Genomic DNA, 16,982 nt, shown 5'->3' with positions numbered 1-16,982 from the left:
CGCCCGGGGACTACCGGGCGACAGCGGGGGTGGGGAGGACGAGTGCCGTCGCGGTCGCGGCGACCCCTTCGCCCCGGCCGGTGAAGCCCAGCGCGTCCGAGGTGGTGGCGGCGACGCTGACCGGTGCGCCGAGCAGGTCCGAGAGCAGCCTCTGCGCCTCCTCGCGCCGCGGCGAGAACTTCGGGCGGTTGCCGATGAGCTGCACCGAGACGTTGCCGATGGCGAAGCCGGCGGCCTCCACCAGCTCGCGGGTCGCGCGGAGGAAGACCTCGCCGTGGGCGTCCGCGAAGCGCGGGTCGGCCGTGCCGAAGCGGGAGCCGATGTCGCCGAGACCCGCCGCCGCCAGGAGCGCGTCGCAGATCGCGTGGGCGACCGGATCGCCGTCGCTGTGCCCGGACAGGCCCCGCTCCCCCGGCCAGTGCAGCCCGGCGAGCCAGAGCGGCGACGCGTCGTCGAAGGCGTGCACGTCCGTGCCGATGCCGACGCGCGGCACGACGACGACGGGCGGCGGTGCGAGCACCTGCTCGGCGCGGGCCAGGTCCCAGGGGGTGGTGATCTTGAAGGCGAGCGGATCGCCGGCGACGACGATCGAGGGGCCGCCGCGCGAGGCGAGCAGCGCCGCGTCGTCGGTGAAGTCCTCCTCCGCCGAGGCGTAGGCCTCGTCGAGGAGCGCGCGCGGGAAGCCCTGCGGCGTCTGCACCGCGGCGAGCTCGGAGCGGTCCACCGTGCCGAGGATCCCGCCGTCGGCGCGGATGCGCTTGATCGTGTCGGTGACCGGCAGACCCGGGATCACTCCACCGCGCGTCTCCCGGACCGCCGCGATCACCCGCTCGAACTGGTCGACGGGCGTGAGGGCGCGGGCGGCGTCGTGCACGAGCACCGTCTCCACAGCCGGGCCGAGCGCCCGGAGCCCCCGAGCGACCGACTCCTGGCGGCTGGCGCCTCCGGCGACGACGCTGACGGAGCCGTCCGGGGCGCCGGCGGCGTGCGCGAGAGCGGCCGTCTCCTCGAGGAGGGCGGCGGGAGCCACGACGACGATCTGGACCGGCTCCGCGAGCAGCAGCACCGTGCGCAGGCTGCGCTCGAGGATCGTCCGCCCCGCGCAGTCGACGTAGGCCTTGGGGCGCTCGCGGCCGAGCCTCGTGCCGCTGCCGGCGGCGACGACGACGACGGCCGCGGTCGGCACGCCGGCCGGACCGTTCAGGATGCGAGGACCTCGTCGAGGAGCACGGAGGCGGCGTCCTCGTCGGTCTTCTCGGCCAGGGCGAGCTCGGAGACGAGGATCTGGCGGGCCTTGGCGAGCATGCTCTTCTCCCCCGCTGAGAGGCCGCGGTCGCGGTCGCGGCGGGTGAGGTCGCGGACGACCTCGGAGACCTTGACGACGTCGCCGGACCCGAGCTTCTCGAGGTTGGCCTTGTAGCGGCGCGACCAGTTGGTCGGCTCCTCGACGACCTCGGCGCGCAGAACCTCGAACACGCGCTCGACGCCCTCGCGGCCGATGACGTCGCGGACGCCGACCAGGTCGACGTTGTCGGCCGGCACCTCGATGACGAGGTCGCCCTGCGCGACGCGGAGCTTCAGGTACGTCTTCTCCTGGCCCTTGATCGTCCGGGTCTTCACCTCGGCGATCGTGGCGGCTCCGTGATGGGGGTAGACGACCGTCTCTCCGACCTCGAACTGCATGCGACGTCCTTTCAGCGGCGGACAGATTACCATGCGCGCCGAGCGGGACGGGAGTCCGGACGGGCGGAGCCGCGGTGCTCGCTACGCTAGCCTGGTGTCGGCTCGTGCACAGTGAAGTCGCCCTGTCCGGGGCGAGCGGGGCCGACGATCTGGAGGTTCCTGTGAAGGCGCGTATCGCTGCATCCGTCGTTCTCGCGGTCGGCGTCGCCCTCGCTACCGCCGGCTGCAACCTCGTCGCCCCGCAGGCGACGCGCAAGATCTACGACCCGAGCGACGGAGTCGGCGCGACGATCGGCGATCTCGCCATCCGCAACGCGATGATCGTCTCGGACGACGGCGAGGCCGGCACCCTGATCGTGACGCTCGTGAACTCCACCGATGAGGCGCTGAGCGTCGAGGTGCAGTACGAGGGCTCCGCGGGCCGCACCAGCGACACCGTCGACGCCGTCCCCGGCCGCACCGAGGTCCGCCCCGACAGCACCGAGGCCGTCCAGATGGACGACATCGACACCATTCCCGGCGGCCTGCTCCCCGTCTACTTCCAGTACGGCTCCGAGCAGGGCAAGGAGCTCCTCGTCCCCGTCCTGACGAACGCCCTCGAGGCCTACTCGACGCTGACCCCCGCGCCCTCCGCGACGCCGACCGTCACCCCGACGGCCGACCCCGCCCGGACCGCGCTCCCCACTCCGACCGCCGAGCCCGGCGTCGACGCTCCCACCGCGGAGTAGCCCCCTCCGCCCTCGAGGGCCGTCCACCCCGGTGGGCGGCCCTTCGTCGTCCCCGCAGTTCTCGACGCACCCGCTCCGCCGGCCACTCGACCACCATTCGCGCGACGTCCGGCGGCGCGCGTCTCGATACACCGACTCCGCCGACCACTCGAGCACCACGCCCTGAGCGACGCCCCCGCCCGGCTCGTCGCGCAGCGACGCCCCCACCCTCAACGGCTCGTCGCGCAGCGACGGCCCCACCCTCGACGGCTCGTCGCGCAGCGACGGCCCCGCACCTCACCCCTCCAGCACAGGGTTGATCGCGGGACCTGGCGGGGTGAGCTGCAAGGCGGAGGAGGGCGCGATACCAGCGGTATCGCAACCGACGACAACGCCGCAGATCGCCCCGCCAGGGCCCGCGATCAAGCGTCGAAGCGGTAGCCGAGGCCGCGGACAGTAACCAGGAGCACCGGCTCCTTCGGCGTCTTCTCGATCTTGGAGCGGATGCGCTTGACGTGGACGTCGAGGGTCTTCGTGTCGCCGAAGTAGTCGCTGCCCCAGACGCGGTCGATGAGCTGGCCGCGGGTGAGGACGCGGCCCGCGTTGCGGAGGAGCATCTCGAGGAGCTCGAACTCCTTGAGGGGCATCGGGGTCTCGACGCCGTCGACCTCGACCGTGTGGCGTTCGATGTCCATGCGGACGGGGCCGGCGACGACGATCCGCTCCTCGCCGGGCTCCTCGGTGCGTCGTCGGAGGACGGCGCGGATGCGGGCGAGAAGTTCGCGGGTGGAGTAGGGCTTGGTGACGTAGTCGTCGGCGCCGAGCTCCAGGCCGACGACGATGTCCACTTCGGAGTCCTTGGCGGTGACCATGATGATCGGGACGGAGGAGCGGGTGCGGATCTCGCGGCAGACCTCGGTGCCGGGCATGCCGGGCAGCATGAGGTCGAGGAGGATCAGGTCGTAGTCGCCCTCGTCGAAGGCGGCGACGGCGCGGTTGCCGTCCTCGGCGACGGTGACGTCGTAGCCCTCGCGTTCGAGCAGGTAGCTGAGGGGCTCGCTGAGGGCGCTCTCGTCCTCGACGAGCAGGATGCTGGTCACGCGTGTTCTCCTATCGGGGCGGTCGCCGCGAAGGGCGTCCGGGCGGGGTCGGCTTCGGGGAGCCGGATGGTGAAGGTGGAGCCGCGGCCGGGCTTGGACCAGACGCGGACGTCGCCGCCGTGGTTCTGCACGGCGTGCTTGACGATGCTGAGGCCGAGGCCGGTGCCGCCGGTGTGGCGGGAGCGGGCCTGGTCGACGCGGTAGAAGCGCTCGAACACCCGGTCGAGGTCCTCCTCCGGGATGCCGATGCCCTGGTCGGTGACGGCGATCTCGACGACTCCGCCGGTGGAGCGGACGCCGATGCCCACGCGGGAGCCTGCGGGCGAGTACTGGATGGCGTTGGCGAGGAGGTTGTGCAGCGCCGAGACGAGCATCTTCTCCTGCCCCACGACGTAGGCCTTCTTCATCCCGCCCTTGACCAGGGTGACGTCGTGCGACTCCGCCATGACGTGGGTGGTCTCGAGCGCCGCCGTGACGACGTCGTCGACGCGGATGATCTCGGCGGAGCCGGCGACGTCGGCGGCCTGGAGCCGGGAGAGCTCGATGATTTCGCGGGTGATCTTCGCGAGGCGGTGCGACTCCTGGGTCAGCCGGTGCGCGAAGCGGCGCACCTGCTGGGGGTCGTCGGCGGCGGAGTCGAGGGCCTCGGCGAGCAGGCCGACGGCGCCGATCGGGGTCTTCAGCTCGTGGGAGATGTTGGCGACGAAGTCCCGGCGGACGGCCTCGAGCCGGCGCGCCTCGGTGTGGTCCTCGGCGATGACGAGGACGTAGCGGGAGCCGAGGCGGGTCGCGTGGACGACGAGCGTCACGGCGGCGTCGGAGAGCGGGCTGGTCGCGAGCTCGAGGTCCTGGACGATGTCGTCGCCGAAGCGGCGGACGCGGTCGACGATGGCGGCGAGGTCGGGGTGGAGCAGCGTGTCCTGCGAGACCAGGCCGAGCGCGACGGCGCGGGTGGACGCCTTCAGCACGTTGTGCGACGGGTCGGTCACGAAGGCGGGCGAGCCGACGGCGTCGATGATCGCCTCGATCCCCTCGGGGAGCCCGACCGAGATCACGTCCTGCGCGATGCGGCCCTGGCGGGCGGCGAGCGTGAGCACGGTCGTCAGAAGGATCCCGATCGCGACACCGAGAACGAGCGACAGAACCACGATCAAGCCCGAATCCACGGACCCAGGCTAACCATCCACCGGGCGTCCCCCTACCGGACGCCCGTCGATCCTCCGGGGGTCGAGTACTGTTCAAACGCCCGGCACCGTCCGTTAACCTGCCGTGGTCATCATGACTGCGCCTGCGCCCACGGAGTGCAGTCGCAGCGGCGTGCGAGGTGCTCGCCGCAGATCCGGCGCCGTCGTCCGCGCGCGCCGTAGAGAGGGTCGAACACAGATGCGCGAAGTTTTCCAGCAGGAGCTGGCCGAGGTCCAGGAACGACTCGTCGAGATCTCCGGACTCGTCGAGATCGCCATCGAGAAGGCGACCCAGGCGTTCAACCACTCCGACGTCACCCTCGCGGAGGAGGTCATCGCGAGCGACGCGCGCATCGACGAGCTGGCCATCAGCCTCGACGAGCTCGCGATCGACATCCTCGCCCGCCAGAACCCGGTCGCCCGCGACCTGCGGATCGTCGTCTCGGCGCTGCGCATCAGCGCGTCGCTCGAGCGGATGGGCGACATCGCCGAGCACATCGCTCAGCTCTCGCGCTACCGCTTCCCCGACAAGGTGGTCCCCAAGAGCCTGCGTCCGACGTTCGTCGAGATGGGCCGCCTCGACGTGGTCGTCGCGCACAAGCTTACCGACCTGCTCCGCTCGCAGGACCCGCGCATCGCCGAGGAGATCCGCGACGAGGACGACAAGATCGACGAGCTGCACGTCAGCGTCTTCGACAAGGTGCTCAGCGAGGCGTGGAAGGGCCAGGCCGCCGACACCGTCGACGCGACCCTCGCCAGCCGCTACCACGAGCGCTTCGCCGACCACGCCGTGTCGATCGCCAAGAAGGTCCAGTACCTGATCTCGGGCGACTACTCCTAGTCGACACCTCGGGCTCCGGCCCGTCTCACCGTCCGGCCCGCAGGAACGATCGTCTCCTGCGGGCCGGACGTGTCCGTGCCGTCCCCGTCGGAGCTGCGGACGGGAACGGCCCGCCGGAGTCGAGGACTCGGGCGGGCCGTTCGCGTGTGCGGGGCGGTGCTACTTCTTGGCGCCCTGGGCGGCGACGGCGGCGGCACCGGCGGCCGCGGCCTCCGGGTCGAGGTAGCGCGCCTCCCCGATGGGCTCGAAGTCCTCGTTCAGCTCGTAGACGAGCGGGATCCCGGTCGGGATGTTGAGCTCCGCGATGTCCGAGTCCGAGATGCCGTCGAGCGTCTTCACCAGCGCGCGGAGGGAGTTGCCGTGCGCGGTGATCATGACGGTCTTGCCCGAGGCGAGGTCCGGCTTGATGTCGGACTCCCAGTACGGGAGCATCCGCTCGATCACGAGCTTCAGCGACTCGGTGCGGGGCAGGGCGTCGCCGAGGTCGGCGTAGCGCTCGTCGTGCGCCTGCGAGTACTGGTCGTCGTCGTCGAGCGGGGGCGGCGGCACGTCGAAGGAGCGGCGCCAGGTCTGGAACTGCTCGGGGCCGTACTCGGCGAGGGTCTGCGCCTTGTCCTTGCCCTGCAGGGCGCCGTAGTGGCGCTCGTTGAGGCGCCAGGAGCGCTTGACGTCGATCCACAGGCGGTCGGCGACCTCGAGGGCGATGTTGGCGGTCTGGATCGCCCGGGTCTGGCGCGACGTGTAGACGATGTCGGGGTGCAGGCCCGCCTCGGTCAGCAGCTCGCCGGCCCGAGTGGCCTCCGCGACTCCCTGCTCGGTCAGGCGCACGTCGACCCAGCCGGTGAACAGGTTCTTCTGGTTCCACTCGCTGTTGCCGTGGCGCACGAGGATGAGGGTGTAGGTCTCGGACATGCGTCCAGCTTAGAGGCGGCCCCCTCGCCCGCGGATACGCTGGAGAGCATGCCCATCGGAGCCGTCACCCGCGGAACGACGGGCACGAACCGCCTCCGCCGGGTCGACCGCCGGCTCGCCGAGCTGCCCGTCCTGTGCAGCACCGACTCCCCGCTCGTCGTCGATCTCGGCTTCGGGGCGAGCGCGGTCACCACGCTCGAGCTGCACCGCCGGCTCGTCCGGGCCGCGCCCGACGTCGAGGTGCTCGGCCTCGAGATCGAGCCCGCACGGGTCGACACCGCTCGGCGCCAGCTCGCCCGGGTGAGGGAGGGCGGCACGCCGTTCCCCGCGGACGCGCGCGTGCGCTTCGAGCGCGGCGGCTTCGAGGTTCCCCTGCCCGCGGGGCGGCGGGCGGGCGTCATCCGCGCCTTCAACGTGCTCCGCCAGTACGACGAGGACGCGGTGCAGGGAGCCTGGGCGACGATGACGGACCGCCTGCAGCCCGACGGCGTCCTGGTCGAGGGCACCTGCGACGAGATCGGCCGCATCTGCACCTGGATCGAGGTCGGCCGGGAGGGCCCGCGCTCGCTGACCCTCTCGCTCCGGCTCGCGGCGATCCCCTCGCCGATGACGGCGGCCGAGCGCCTGCCGAAGGCCCTCATCCACCGCAACGTGCCCGGCGAGGGCGTGCACGCCTTCCTCGCCGCCCTCGAGCGGGCGTGGACGCTGAACGCCCCTCTCGCCGTCTACAGTCCGGGTCAGCGCTGGATCGCGGCGGTCCGGGACCTCCGGCCGGAGTGGCCGGTCCTCGGCGGGCCGCGGCGCTGGCGCCTGGGCGAGGTGACGGTCGCGTGGGAGGCGGTCGCCCCCTCCTCCTGAGCGCCGGGCCTGAGCGCCGGGCCTGAGCACCGGACCTCCTGAGCCCTAGGCGAGCGGGGGCAGGGCGGCCCGAGCCTCGGCGGGAGCGGCGCCGGTCGCCGTGAGCAGGTCGACGACGAGCGGGCGGAGCAGGACGAGCACCGTCTTCTCGGCGAGGCGCGCCTCCGGGATCAGCCGCTGGGGGTCGAGCGTGGTCGCGAGCAGCACGAGGTCCTGACGCGCCAGGGCGAGCACCGACGGATCGGCGACCGCGCGGCCGAGCAGCGCGATGCCCGGGCCGAGGGCGGCGACCGCTCCGGCGAGCGCCGGCCGCGGGGCGCCGTCCCCGACGAGGAAGTCGGTGCGGCGCGCGACGATGCGCAGATTCCGGGTCGCGAGGTCCAGCGCGGACAGCATCACGGCCTGGCGGGAGAGCTCGCCGCGGTGCCGACGGACGAACGGCGAGATCCGGGCGACGCCGGTCGCGGAGTCGAGCGCCGCGGTCCAGCCGTCGATGACCGGCTGCGTCCCGCGGATCCGCTCGAGGGCTGCGGTGGACGCCGAGGAGTCGCCCCGGCGGAGCGCCTCGGCCAGCTCCTCCACGGTCCGGCTGAGCGCGGTGAGGAGCCGGTGCGCCTCGGCCCGCGCTGTGCGCAGCGGCGGGCGGGGCACGATCGCCGTGCAGAGCAGCGCCGCGAGCCCGCCGATCAGGCCGTCGACGCTCCGGGTGAAGACGCCTCCGTCCGGCGCAGGGAGGACCATCACCAGCATCGCCTGGGTCCCGGCGGCCACGGCGAACCCCGGCGAGGGCGAGAGGGCCCGGCCGAGCGTGAAGACGATCGCGAGGACGACGGCGAGCTGCCAGACGCTGCTCCCCCACAGCAGGAGCAGGACCTCGCTGGCCGTGATGCCGATGAGCATCCCCGTCGCTGTCTCGGCCACCTGCTTGGGGCGGGTGTCGCGCGCGATGCCGAGGCTCGAGATCGTGGCCGTCAGCGCCAGCACCGGCGCGGGGTGCCCGAGGAGGAAGTGCGCGACGGAGTAGGCGAGGGTCGCCGCGAGCACGATCTGCAGCACTGCGGGGAGCGACGCCCCCGCGCGGGCGAGGGCGCGCGCGGGACTCAGCTCGGGGGTCCGGACGAGACCGCGCAGCCGCTCGGCCGCCCGGCCCCGCTCGGCGGGACGTGCGGCCACCACGGCGTGGCCTACCTGGTCGTCGCCCCGAGGCGGGGCAGGCGGGGCACTCCCGCCTCCGCTCCGGCTCCGGGCGGGACCACGACCTCCTGGGCCGCGGCCACGCGCGAGTCGCCGGCCAGCACGGTCAGCTCGAGGTCCACCGGGACGCTCCGCTTGACGACCGCGAGAGCGACCGGTCCGTCCTCGTAGTGCCAGGCGCTCGAGGTGACCGTGCCGACCTCGACCGGCTCACCGCCCTTGAGCGCCGTGACGACGTCGCCGTGGGCGGGGAGGACCGAGTCGGAGCCGTCGAGCTGCAGCAGGACCAGGCGCCGCGGCGGGTGGCCGAGATTGTGCACCTTCGCCACCGTCTCCTGGCCCCGGTAGCAGCCCTTGGCGAGGTGCACGCTCGAGCGGAGGAGGTCGAGCTCGTGCGGGATGGACCGCTCGTCGACCTCGGTCGCGTGGCGCGGGCGCCAGGCGGCGATGCGGAGCGCCTCGAGGGCGTCGACCCCGGCGAGGGCCACTCCCCTCCCGACGGCCGTCTCCGCGAGGGCCTCGAGTGCCGCTCGCGGGACCAGGACCTCGCGGAGCTCCCAGGAGCCCCCGGGGTGCTCTGTGGTCAGCGCGTACTGCCAGCCGCCCGGCTGGACCTGCGACCACGGGTCGCTCCAGACGACGGGCTCCTCGGCCAGGGACAGGGCGAGCGTCAGGGCCGGCCCGTCGCCGAGGGCGGCGAGGGTCGCGAAGTCGTCGGTGCGGTCGGCGACCTCGACGCGGAGCATGAAGCGCATCCGGTCGAGCCAGGCGGCCAGGCCGGCCGTCTCGTCGCGGTCGAGCAGGAGCCAGGCGGTCTCGCCGTCGTCGACGAGGCGGATGACGTGCTCGATCCGGCCGGTCGGGTCGAGCAGGAGCGTCTCGGCGGACGCGCCGGGAGCGAGGCGCGAGACGGCCTGGCTGGTGAGCGAGTCGATCCAGGTGAGGCGGTCCGGCCCCGTGACGGTCACGACGCCGCGGCCGGAGAGGTCGACGAGCGCGGTGCCCGCGGCGAGAGCGCGCTGCTCGCGGAAGGGCTCGCCGTAGTGGGCGGCGACGCCGGGCTCGGCGGCGCTCGTCGTCGCGACGGCGCCCGGGGCGGCCAGGAGCGGGGAGGGCGCGTCAGTCGACACGGGCGAGCCGTCCGGAGGAGTGGGTCCGCAGGCCCTGGCCGAGCGCGGCGATGTCCCACGCCCAGAGCAGGTGGTCGTCGACCAGGCCGTAGAGGCGCGTGGCGGCGGCGTAGTCCTTCGCCGCGGCGGTGCGCATCACCGCGTCGGTCGCGAGGTCGATCCGAGGCCCCTTGACCTGACCGAGGTAGAGCTCGCTGACCCCGTCCGGGTGCACGAGCGAGACCTCGATGTCGAACCCGCCGGCGGCGTTGCGCAGCGTCTCGACGGACTCGGCGTCGGGGAAGGCGGGTGCGCCGCGGCCGGGCAGCATTCCCGGGCCGGCGTCGGAGTCGGTCAGCGCGCGGCTGAGGCGCCAGTAGCCCGTCTCGGTGACCAGGGGCCGGGGCGCCTCCTCGGCGCCCTCCTCGATCAGCCACGTGTAGGAGTTGTAGTTGAGGTACGGGAGGCCGTCGTAGCTGAAGCTGATGCGATGGCCGAACTCGGCCTGGACGGAGTCGTCGCCGATCGTGTAGTCGATGACGCCCGAGCCCTCCCAGACGCCGAGCAGCCAGGACAGGGGGACGAGCTCGGGCGGCAGGCCCGACGGAAGCGAGATCACTCGGGCTCCGGCGGCGGCTAGCGCTGGCCGCGGTAGAGCTTGTAGACGACCACGCCGGAGACCCACGCGATGGCGAGGGAGGCGAGCCCGAGCAGACCGAGGTAGAAGAGTTCCAGGGCGAGAAGCATGCGCTCATCCTACCCGCCGCCTCCGACGCCGGGGCGGGGCGGACGCGGCCGCTCAGGCGATGCGGATCCGGGTGCTCGGGACAGGACGGCGCGACCGCTCAGGCGGGGAGGAGGAGGGCGATCCCGCTCGCGACCGCGACCACGGCCATCGCTCCGACGATGCTCGTCATCGCGCGGAGGAGGTACCCCTCGGCGCGGGCCACGGCGAGCTGCACCGCGAAGGTCGCGAGCACGCAGCCGCCGAACGTCAGCGCGAGCCAGAGCTGCCGGGACTCCGGAGCGGCGATCGCCAGAGTCAGCACGGAGCCCGCGAGTGCGAGCGCCCAGACGACTCCGATGCCCACCCGATCCCTGCCCATCCGACAATTGTGCCCCAGGCGGACGCCCCTCCCGGCCCGCCGCTAGTATTGCGGGCAGACCAGTTCTGGAGGATCCGTGGCGCAGTTGTTGATACTGACCTCGGCGGGAGGCGCCGAGGTGCTCCCCGCACTGGGGCTCCTCAGCCACCGGACCCGGCAGATCCCCGCGGAGCCCGCCCAGCTCGTGAACGCCCCGAGCTGCGATCTGATCCTGGTCGACGCGCGGCAGGACCTCGCGAGCGCCAAGTCGCTCTGCAAGATCCTCACGACCACGGGCATCAACGTCCCCCTCATCCTGATCCTCACGGAGGGCGGGCTCACGGCCGTCTCGGCCGACTGGGGCGTCAACGACGTCATCCTCGACTCGGCCGGCCCCGCCGAGGTCGACGCCCGCATCCGACTGGTGATCGGCCGGCTCGCGCAGGAGCAGTCGACCTCGCGCATCCAGGCGTCGGGCGTCGTGATCGACGAGGCCAGCTACTCCGCCAAGGTGCACGGGCGCCCGCTCGACCTCACCTTCAAGGAGTTCGAGCTCCTCCGCTTCTTCGCCACGCACCCCTCGCGCGTCTTCACCCGCGAGCAGCTGCTGAGCGAGGTGTGGGGCTACGACTACTTCGGCGGCACCCGCACGGTCGACGTGCACGTGCGGCGCCTCCGCGCGAAGCTCGGCGACCTGGAGTCGCTGATCGGCACGGTCCGCAACGTCGGATACCGCTTCAACGTGTACGAAGAGGACAATGAGCGAGTCGCTCAACCTGTCCGTTGAGGACCTGGCCGATCCCGCGGTGGCGGCCGGCCTCGAGCACCTGATCGGGCGCGCCGCCTGGTTCGACCACCAGCCCCCCTTCAGCGACCAGACGCTCGTCGACGCCCGGGCCGGCTCGCGCACCCTCCTCGTGGGGCTGCGCGCGGACGTGGTCGTGGCGGCGGCGATCCTCGGGCAGGGCGAGCTGGAGTTCGTCGTCGATCCGGAGTGGCGCGGGGTCGGCTTCGGCACCGCGACCCTCGAGCAGGTCCTCGCGAGCGGCCGGACGGGCCTGCTCGCCTGGGCGCACGGCGACCACCCCGCCGCCCGGGCCCTCGCGGCCTCCCACGGCTTCGCCCCGGTGCGCACCCTCCTGCACCTCGAGCTCGAGCCGCTCGCCGCCCCCGAGGTCCGCGTCCCCGAGGGCGTCGTCCTCTCGGACGCCCGCGACCTCGCTCCGGCCGAGTGGATCGCCCTGAATGCGCGGATCTTCGCCGCGCACCCCGAGCAGGGGCGGATGACGGAGGAGGACCTGGCGGCCCGCCGCGCCGAGCCGTGGTTCGACGAGGGCGACTTCCTCCTGCTCCGCGACGCCGACGGCACGCTCCTCGGCTACGACTGGCTCAAGATCGAGCCCGGATCGACGACCGGCGAGATCTACGTCCTCGGGGTCGCCCCCGAGGCGGCCGGACGGGGACTCGGCCGCACCCTGCTGAACGCCGGGCTCGCGCGGATGCTCGAGCGCGGCTGCACCGCGGCCGACCTCTACGTCGAGGCCGAGAACCGGTCGGCGGTGGCGCTCTACCGCTCGCTCGGGTTCACGGACGCCTCCGTCGACGTGCAGTACCTGCAGCGCGCCGCGCCGCTGCGCTGAGCCGACACTCCTCCACAGGGCCTCCGCCGGCCCCGTTCATCCGGCATTCACGAGCGGCGGCGCGGAGCGGACGGACGCGGTGCCAGGATGGTCGCATGGACGGCGACAACCTGCTTCTCGAAGACGGTCTCAGCGATGACCTCGACGACGACTTCGACGACGAGGAGGAGCACTCGGACCCGCTCCTCCCCGACAACCGCTACCTCGACCGGGAGCTGAGCTGGCTCGCGTTCAACCAGCGCGTGCTCGAGCTCGCGGAGGATCCGCTGGTTCCGGCGCTCGAGCGGGCGAACTTCCTCGCGATCTTCTCGTCCAATCTCGACGAGTTCTTCATGGTCCGGGTCGCCGGCCTCAAGCGCCGCATCCTCACGGGGCTCGCCCTGCCGACGAACATCGGCCGCGTGCCGGTCGACGTGCTGACCGACATCTCGGAGAAGGCGCACCTGCTGCAGCAGCGCCACTCCCGAGCGTTCAAGGAGCTCGTCGAGCCCGCCCTGCGCGACGGCGGCATCGACCTCGTCCGCTGGGACGAGCTGAGCGACGCCGAGCGCACCGTGCTGGACGACTACTTCTCGGCCCAGGTGTTCCCGGTGCTGATGCCGCTCGCGGTCGACCCGGCGCACCCGTTCCCCTACATCTCCGGCCTCTCGCTCAACCTCTCGGTGCGGGTGCGGAACCCGAAGACGCAGAAGGTCGAGTTCGCGCGCCTCAAGGTGCCGCAGATGCTCCCCCGCTTCGTGCGGATCGCCGGCGTCGCGGCGCCGGGCGAGCCGATGCGGTTCATCTCGCTCGAGGACCTGATCGCCAACCAGCTGGACGACCTGTTCCCCGGCATGGAGATCCTCGACCACCACGTGTTCCGGGTGACGCGCAACGAGGACGTCGAAGTCGACGAGGACGAGACCGAGAACCTGATCAAGGCCCTCGAGAAGGAGCTGCTGCGCCGCCGGTTCGGCCCGCCCATCCGCCTCGAGGTCACCGACGACATGGACGACGAGACGCTGGGCCTGCTGGTCCGCGAGCTCGACATCACGACGCAGGAGGTCTACAAGCTCCCGGCCCCGCTCGACCTCAGCGGGCTCTTCAGCCTGCAGAAGATCGACCGCCCGGACCTGAAGTACCCCAACCACGTCCCGACGACGGCGGTGCAGCTCTCGCCCAGCGAGCCCAACCAACGGCAGGACGTCTTCAAGGCGGTCTCCCGTGGCGACGTGCTCCTGCACCACCCCTACGAGTCCTTCGCGACGAGCGTGCAGTCGTTCCTCGAGCAGGCGGCGGCCGATCCGGACGTGCTCGCGATCAAGCAGACGCTCTACCGCACCTCCGGCGACTCCCCCATCGTCGAGGCGCTCATCGACGCGGCCGAGTCGGGGAAGCAGGTGCTCGCCCTGGTCGAGATCAAGGCGCGCTTCGACGAGCAGGCGAACATCTCGTGGGCGCGCAAGCTCGAGAAGGCGGGCGTGCACGTGGTCTACGGGCTCGTCGGGCTGAAGACCCACTGCAAGCTCGCGCTCGTCATCCGTCAGGAGAAGGGCGGAGTGCTCCGCCACTACTCCCACATCGGCACCGGCAACTACAACCCGAAGACCTCGCGCATCTACGAGGACCTCGGACTCCTGACGGCCGACCCCGAGGTCGGCAAGGACCTCACGCGCCTGTTCAACGAGCTCTCGGGCTACGCGATCGAGAAGAAGTTCAAGCGCCTGCTCGTCGCGCCGCGCCACCTGCGGAAAGGCCTGCTCAAGCGGATCGCCGCCGAGACCGAGAACGCCCGCGCGGGGCGCCCCTCGGGCATCCGGATCAAGGTCAACTCGATCGTCGACGAGTCCGTGATCGACGCGCTCTACCGCGCCAGCCAGGCCGGCGTGCCGGTCGACGTGTGGGTGCGCGGCATCTGCGGGCTGAAGCCCGGCCAGGAGGGGCTCTCCGAGACCATCCGCGTGCGCTCGATCCTCGGCCGCTACCTCGAGCACTCCCGCATCTTCAGCTTCGTCAACGGCGGCGAGCCGGACGTCTTCATCGGCAGCGCCGACATGATGCACCGCAACCTCGACCGCCGCGTCGAGGCTCTGGTGCGGATCGTCGAGCCGGCGCACCTCAGCGAGATCGACGACATGTTCGAGCGGGCGATGGACGAGCGGACCGCCTCCTGGTGGCTCGGCCCGGACGGCGACTGGACGCGGCACCACCTCGATGAGGAGGGCGCTCCGCTCGCCGACCTGCAGAACCAGCTGATGCAGCACATCACCCATCGCAAGCGCGCGGCGACACGGTCCGCCAACCGGGCCTCCAGCCGCTGACGCCCGTGACGGGCACCGTCTACGCAGCAGGAGCGGTGTGCTGGCGGATCATCGAGGGCCGCCCGCACATCCTCGTGATCCACCGGCCGCACCGCCGGGACGTCAGCCTGCCCAAGGGCAAGGTCGACGCGGGCGAGTCCCTCCCGGAGACCGCGGTCCGCGAGATCCGCGAGGAGACCGGGCTCTCGGTGGCGCTCGGGGTGCCGCTGGGGTGCACCGAGTACACGCTGCCGAGCGGGCGCCCGAAGGCCGTCTACTACTGGGCGGCGCAGGTGACCGAGAAGGCCGTCCTGGCGTCCGACTTCCTCCCGAACGACGAGGTCGAGGCGCTCGAGTGGGTGACGCTCAAGCGGGCCCGGAGCTACCTGACCTATCCGCACGACGTGACGATCGTCGACGAGTTCGCCCGGATCGCCGCACGCGGTGCGCTCGAGACCTTCGCGATCGTGGTCCTGCGGCACGCGAAGGCGGTGCCCGCCTCCTCCTGGGACGGCCGCGACTCCACCCGCCGCCTCACCGGGCGCGGCCGGGTCGAGGCCGCGGCCGCCGCTCAGGCCGTGGCCGCCTGGCGCCCGCGCCGCCTCGTCTCGAGCACCGCCAAGCGCTGCCGGTCGACCATCGCCCCGCTGTCCGGTCTGGTCAGGAAGCCGGTCAAGCTGCGCGACGACCTCAGCCAGGAGGCGCACGAGCAGGGCACCGCCGACGTCCGCGCCCTCGTCGGCAAGCGGGTCCGCGCCCGCCGCACCGCCGTCCTCTGCAGTCACCGGCCGGTGATCCCCGAGATCCTGCGCGAGATCGCCCTCGCCACGGCGACTCCTCTCGGCGCCTACCTCGACGAGGCGGCAGCGCTCCCGACCGGGGGCTTCGCCGTGGTGCACCTCTCCACAAGCCACCCCGGTTCCGGCATCGTCGCGATCGAGACGCACACGCCGCTGGCCTGACCCGCCCGGGCCGCGCTGAGCGACCGGCTCGACGGGTCCGTCCGCACCGGGCCGGTCGCGCAGCCGGGACGCGCCCGACGCACCGCGCCTTCCCCGCCGCACCGTCGCTCCGCAATCCCCGAGGCGGACCCGTTCACCGCGCGTTCACCGAGCGGTCGGTGCCAGGACACGACCCCTCCGTACTCTCGCTCGCGGGCTGCACCAGGCCCTGTTCTGTTTTCCACGCTTTCCTACCCGAAAGGGATACTTGTGAGATTCTCGCGTCTCGGCCAGGCGGCCGTCGTCGCCGCCGTCGCAGCGATCACGCTGACCTCCTGCGCTGCCAACGAGGCACCGGCCGCAGGCGGCAGCTCCGGCTCCGCCACCACCTCCACGCTCTCCGGCACCATCACCGGGATCGGCTCGTCCGCTCAGGGCACCGCGCAGACCACCTGGGCCGCCGCGTTCCAGACCGCGAACCCCGAGGTCACGGTCAACTACGACCCGCAGGGCTCCGGCGCCGGCCGCACCAACTTCATCGACGGCGCCGCCGACTACGCCGGCTCCGACTCCGCGCTCAAGGACGAGGAGCTCGCGGGCACCTTCGCCGCCTGCGCCCCCGACACCAAGGCGATCGACCTCCCGGTCTACATCTCGCCGATCGCGGTCATCTTCAACGTGGAGGGCGTCGACGAGCTCAAGCTCGACGCGGCCACCATCGCGGGCATCTTCAAGGGCACCATCACCTCCTGGGACGCCCCGGAGATCAAGGCCCTGAACCCCGACGCGACCCTCCCGTCGGCGAACATCACCTCCGTGCACCGCTCGGACGACTCGGGCACCACGCAGAACTTCACCGACTACCTCGCGGCCACCGCGAGCGACGTCTGGGACGCTCCTGCCGCGCAGACCTTCCCGTACCAGAGCGGTGACGGCGCCAAGGGCACCTCGGGTGTCGTCGACGCGGTCAAGAACGGCACCAACACGATCGGCTACGCCGACGAGTCCGGCGCCCAGGGCATGGACATGGCCCAGCTGAAGGTCGGCGACGCGTTCTCGACCATCTCGGCCGACGGAGCCGCGGCGGTCGTCGCCGCCTCGCCCATCGCCGAGGGCCGCGAGGACAACGACCTCGCGATCAAGATCGACCGCACCGGCACCGAGGCGGACGCCTGGCCGATGGTCCTGGTCAGCTACCTCATCGTGTGCCAGGAGTACGCGGACGCCGACAAGGGCGAGGTCGTCAAGTCCTTCGCCTCCTACGTCGCGAGCGAGGAGGGCCAGGAGGCCGCCGCCGCTCAGGCCGGCTCCGCTCCCCTGAGCTCCGAGCTCGCCTCGACCGTCGCCACCGCGATCGAGTCGATCAAGTAGTCCCACCGGCAGGGCCCGTCTCGCAGCACGATCCGCGGGACGGGCCCCGCCTGTGCCGGGCTCGACCCACCGGACGCC

Annotated in this window: 17 protein-coding genes; 8 read left to right on the top strand and 9 right to left on the bottom strand. The window is 72.4% G+C overall.

What is annotated here, in order from left to right; all coding sequences use genetic code 11:
- Positions 1-10: 10 nt before the first annotated feature.
- Positions 11-1,186, bottom strand: a complete 1,176-nt coding sequence (gene ispD, locus C5B92_RS01970; RefSeq protein WP_258061218.1) for a 2-C-methyl-D-erythritol 4-phosphate cytidylyltransferase — start codon at positions 1,184-1,186, stop codon at positions 11-13.
- Between the two features lie 14 nt (positions 1,187-1,200).
- Entirely contained in the window at positions 1,201-1,683 is a 483-nt protein-coding gene (locus C5B92_RS01965; RefSeq protein ID WP_104224589.1) for a CarD family transcriptional regulator, read from the bottom strand.
- Between the two features lie 161 nt (positions 1,684-1,844).
- On the opposite strand from C5B92_RS01965, the gene C5B92_RS01960 reads away from it, so the two are divergent.
- Positions 1,845-2,411: a hypothetical protein gene (locus C5B92_RS01960; RefSeq protein WP_104224588.1), complete on the top strand. Its 567-nt coding sequence runs from the start codon at positions 1,845-1,847 to the stop codon at positions 2,409-2,411.
- A 401-nt stretch (positions 2,412-2,812) separates the two neighbouring features.
- On the opposite strand, the gene C5B92_RS01955 is transcribed toward C5B92_RS01960, so the two are convergent.
- On the bottom strand, positions 2,813-3,490 hold the full coding sequence (locus tag C5B92_RS01955) for a response regulator transcription factor (protein WP_104227263.1): 678 nt from the start codon (positions 3,488-3,490) through the stop codon (positions 2,813-2,815).
- Positions 3,487-4,656, bottom strand: a complete 1,170-nt coding sequence (locus tag C5B92_RS01950) for a cell wall metabolism sensor histidine kinase WalK (RefSeq protein ID WP_104224692.1) — start codon at positions 4,654-4,656, stop codon at positions 3,487-3,489. Before C5B92_RS01950 ends, C5B92_RS01955 begins: the two co-directional genes overlap by 4 nt.
- Positions 4,657-4,873: 217 nt before the next feature.
- On the opposite strand from C5B92_RS01950, the gene phoU reads away from it, so the two are divergent.
- Positions 4,874-5,515: a phosphate signaling complex protein PhoU gene (gene phoU / locus C5B92_RS01945; protein ID WP_104224693.1), complete on the top strand. Its 642-nt coding sequence runs from the start codon at positions 4,874-4,876 to the stop codon at positions 5,513-5,515.
- Positions 5,516-5,674: 159 nt separating this feature from the next.
- Here phoU and C5B92_RS01940 read toward each other — a convergent pair whose 3' ends face one another.
- Complete coding sequence (locus C5B92_RS01940; protein WP_104224694.1) at positions 5,675-6,427, bottom strand: phosphoglyceromutase; 753 nt, start codon at positions 6,425-6,427, stop codon at positions 5,675-5,677.
- A 48-nt stretch (positions 6,428-6,475) separates the two neighbouring features.
- On the opposite strand from C5B92_RS01940, the gene C5B92_RS01935 reads away from it, so the two are divergent.
- Complete coding sequence (locus C5B92_RS01935) at positions 6,476-7,285, top strand: class I SAM-dependent methyltransferase (RefSeq protein ID WP_104256422.1); 810 nt, start codon at positions 6,476-6,478, stop codon at positions 7,283-7,285.
- A 45-nt stretch (positions 7,286-7,330) separates the two neighbouring features.
- On the opposite strand, the gene C5B92_RS01930 is transcribed toward C5B92_RS01935, so the two are convergent.
- From C5B92_RS01930 to C5B92_RS01915, 4 genes are all read right to left on the bottom strand, one after another.
- Positions 7,331-8,461 (bottom strand): aromatic acid exporter family protein, encoded by a 1,131-nt coding sequence (locus C5B92_RS01930; protein ID WP_104256421.1) that lies wholly within the window; start codon positions 8,459-8,461, stop codon positions 7,331-7,333.
- A gap of 8 nt (positions 8,462-8,469) precedes the next feature.
- Positions 8,470-9,609, bottom strand: coding sequence for a folate-binding protein YgfZ (locus tag C5B92_RS01925; RefSeq protein WP_104256420.1), 1,140 nt, complete (start codon positions 9,607-9,609; stop codon positions 8,470-8,472).
- Positions 9,599-10,207: an FABP family protein gene (locus tag C5B92_RS01920; protein WP_104224698.1), complete on the bottom strand. Its 609-nt coding sequence runs from the start codon at positions 10,205-10,207 to the stop codon at positions 9,599-9,601. Before C5B92_RS01920 ends, C5B92_RS01925 begins: the two co-directional genes overlap by 11 nt.
- 226 nt (positions 10,208-10,433) lie before the next feature.
- Complete coding sequence (locus C5B92_RS01915) at positions 10,434-10,694, bottom strand: hypothetical protein (RefSeq protein ID WP_146076503.1); 261 nt, start codon at positions 10,692-10,694, stop codon at positions 10,434-10,436.
- 76 nt (positions 10,695-10,770) lie between these two features.
- On the opposite strand from C5B92_RS01915, the gene C5B92_RS01910 reads away from it, so the two are divergent.
- The 5 genes from C5B92_RS01910 (at position 10,771) to pstS (ending at position 16,904) form a co-directional block, all read left to right on the top strand.
- On the top strand, positions 10,771-11,460 hold the full coding sequence (locus tag C5B92_RS01910) for a winged helix-turn-helix domain-containing protein (RefSeq protein WP_104224700.1): 690 nt from the start codon (positions 10,771-10,773) through the stop codon (positions 11,458-11,460).
- On the top strand, positions 11,432-12,313 hold the full coding sequence (gene mshD / locus C5B92_RS01905) for a mycothiol synthase (RefSeq protein WP_104256419.1): 882 nt from the start codon (positions 11,432-11,434) through the stop codon (positions 12,311-12,313). The genes C5B92_RS01910 and mshD overlap by 29 nt, the downstream gene beginning before the upstream one ends.
- A gap of 95 nt (positions 12,314-12,408) precedes the next feature.
- Positions 12,409-14,613: an RNA degradosome polyphosphate kinase gene (locus tag C5B92_RS01900; protein ID WP_104224702.1), complete on the top strand. Its 2,205-nt coding sequence runs from the start codon at positions 12,409-12,411 to the stop codon at positions 14,611-14,613.
- 5 nt (positions 14,614-14,618) lie between these two features.
- Complete coding sequence (locus tag C5B92_RS01895; RefSeq protein ID WP_104256418.1) at positions 14,619-15,554, top strand: NUDIX domain-containing protein; 936 nt, start codon at positions 14,619-14,621, stop codon at positions 15,552-15,554.
- Between the two features lie 249 nt (positions 15,555-15,803).
- Entirely contained in the window at positions 15,804-16,904 is a 1,101-nt protein-coding gene (gene pstS, locus C5B92_RS01890; RefSeq protein ID WP_104233897.1) for a phosphate ABC transporter substrate-binding protein PstS, read from the top strand.
- The last annotated feature ends 78 nt before the right edge of the window (positions 16,905-16,982 follow it).

Origin of the sequence: Rathayibacter sp. AY1A4, from assembly GCF_002930955.1 — a bacterium.
Classification (GTDB): Bacteria; Actinomycetota; Actinomycetes; order Actinomycetales; family Microbacteriaceae; genus Rathayibacter.
The sequence above is the reverse complement of the archived record's forward strand: the minus strand, read 5'-3'. Positions and strand labels throughout refer to the sequence as shown.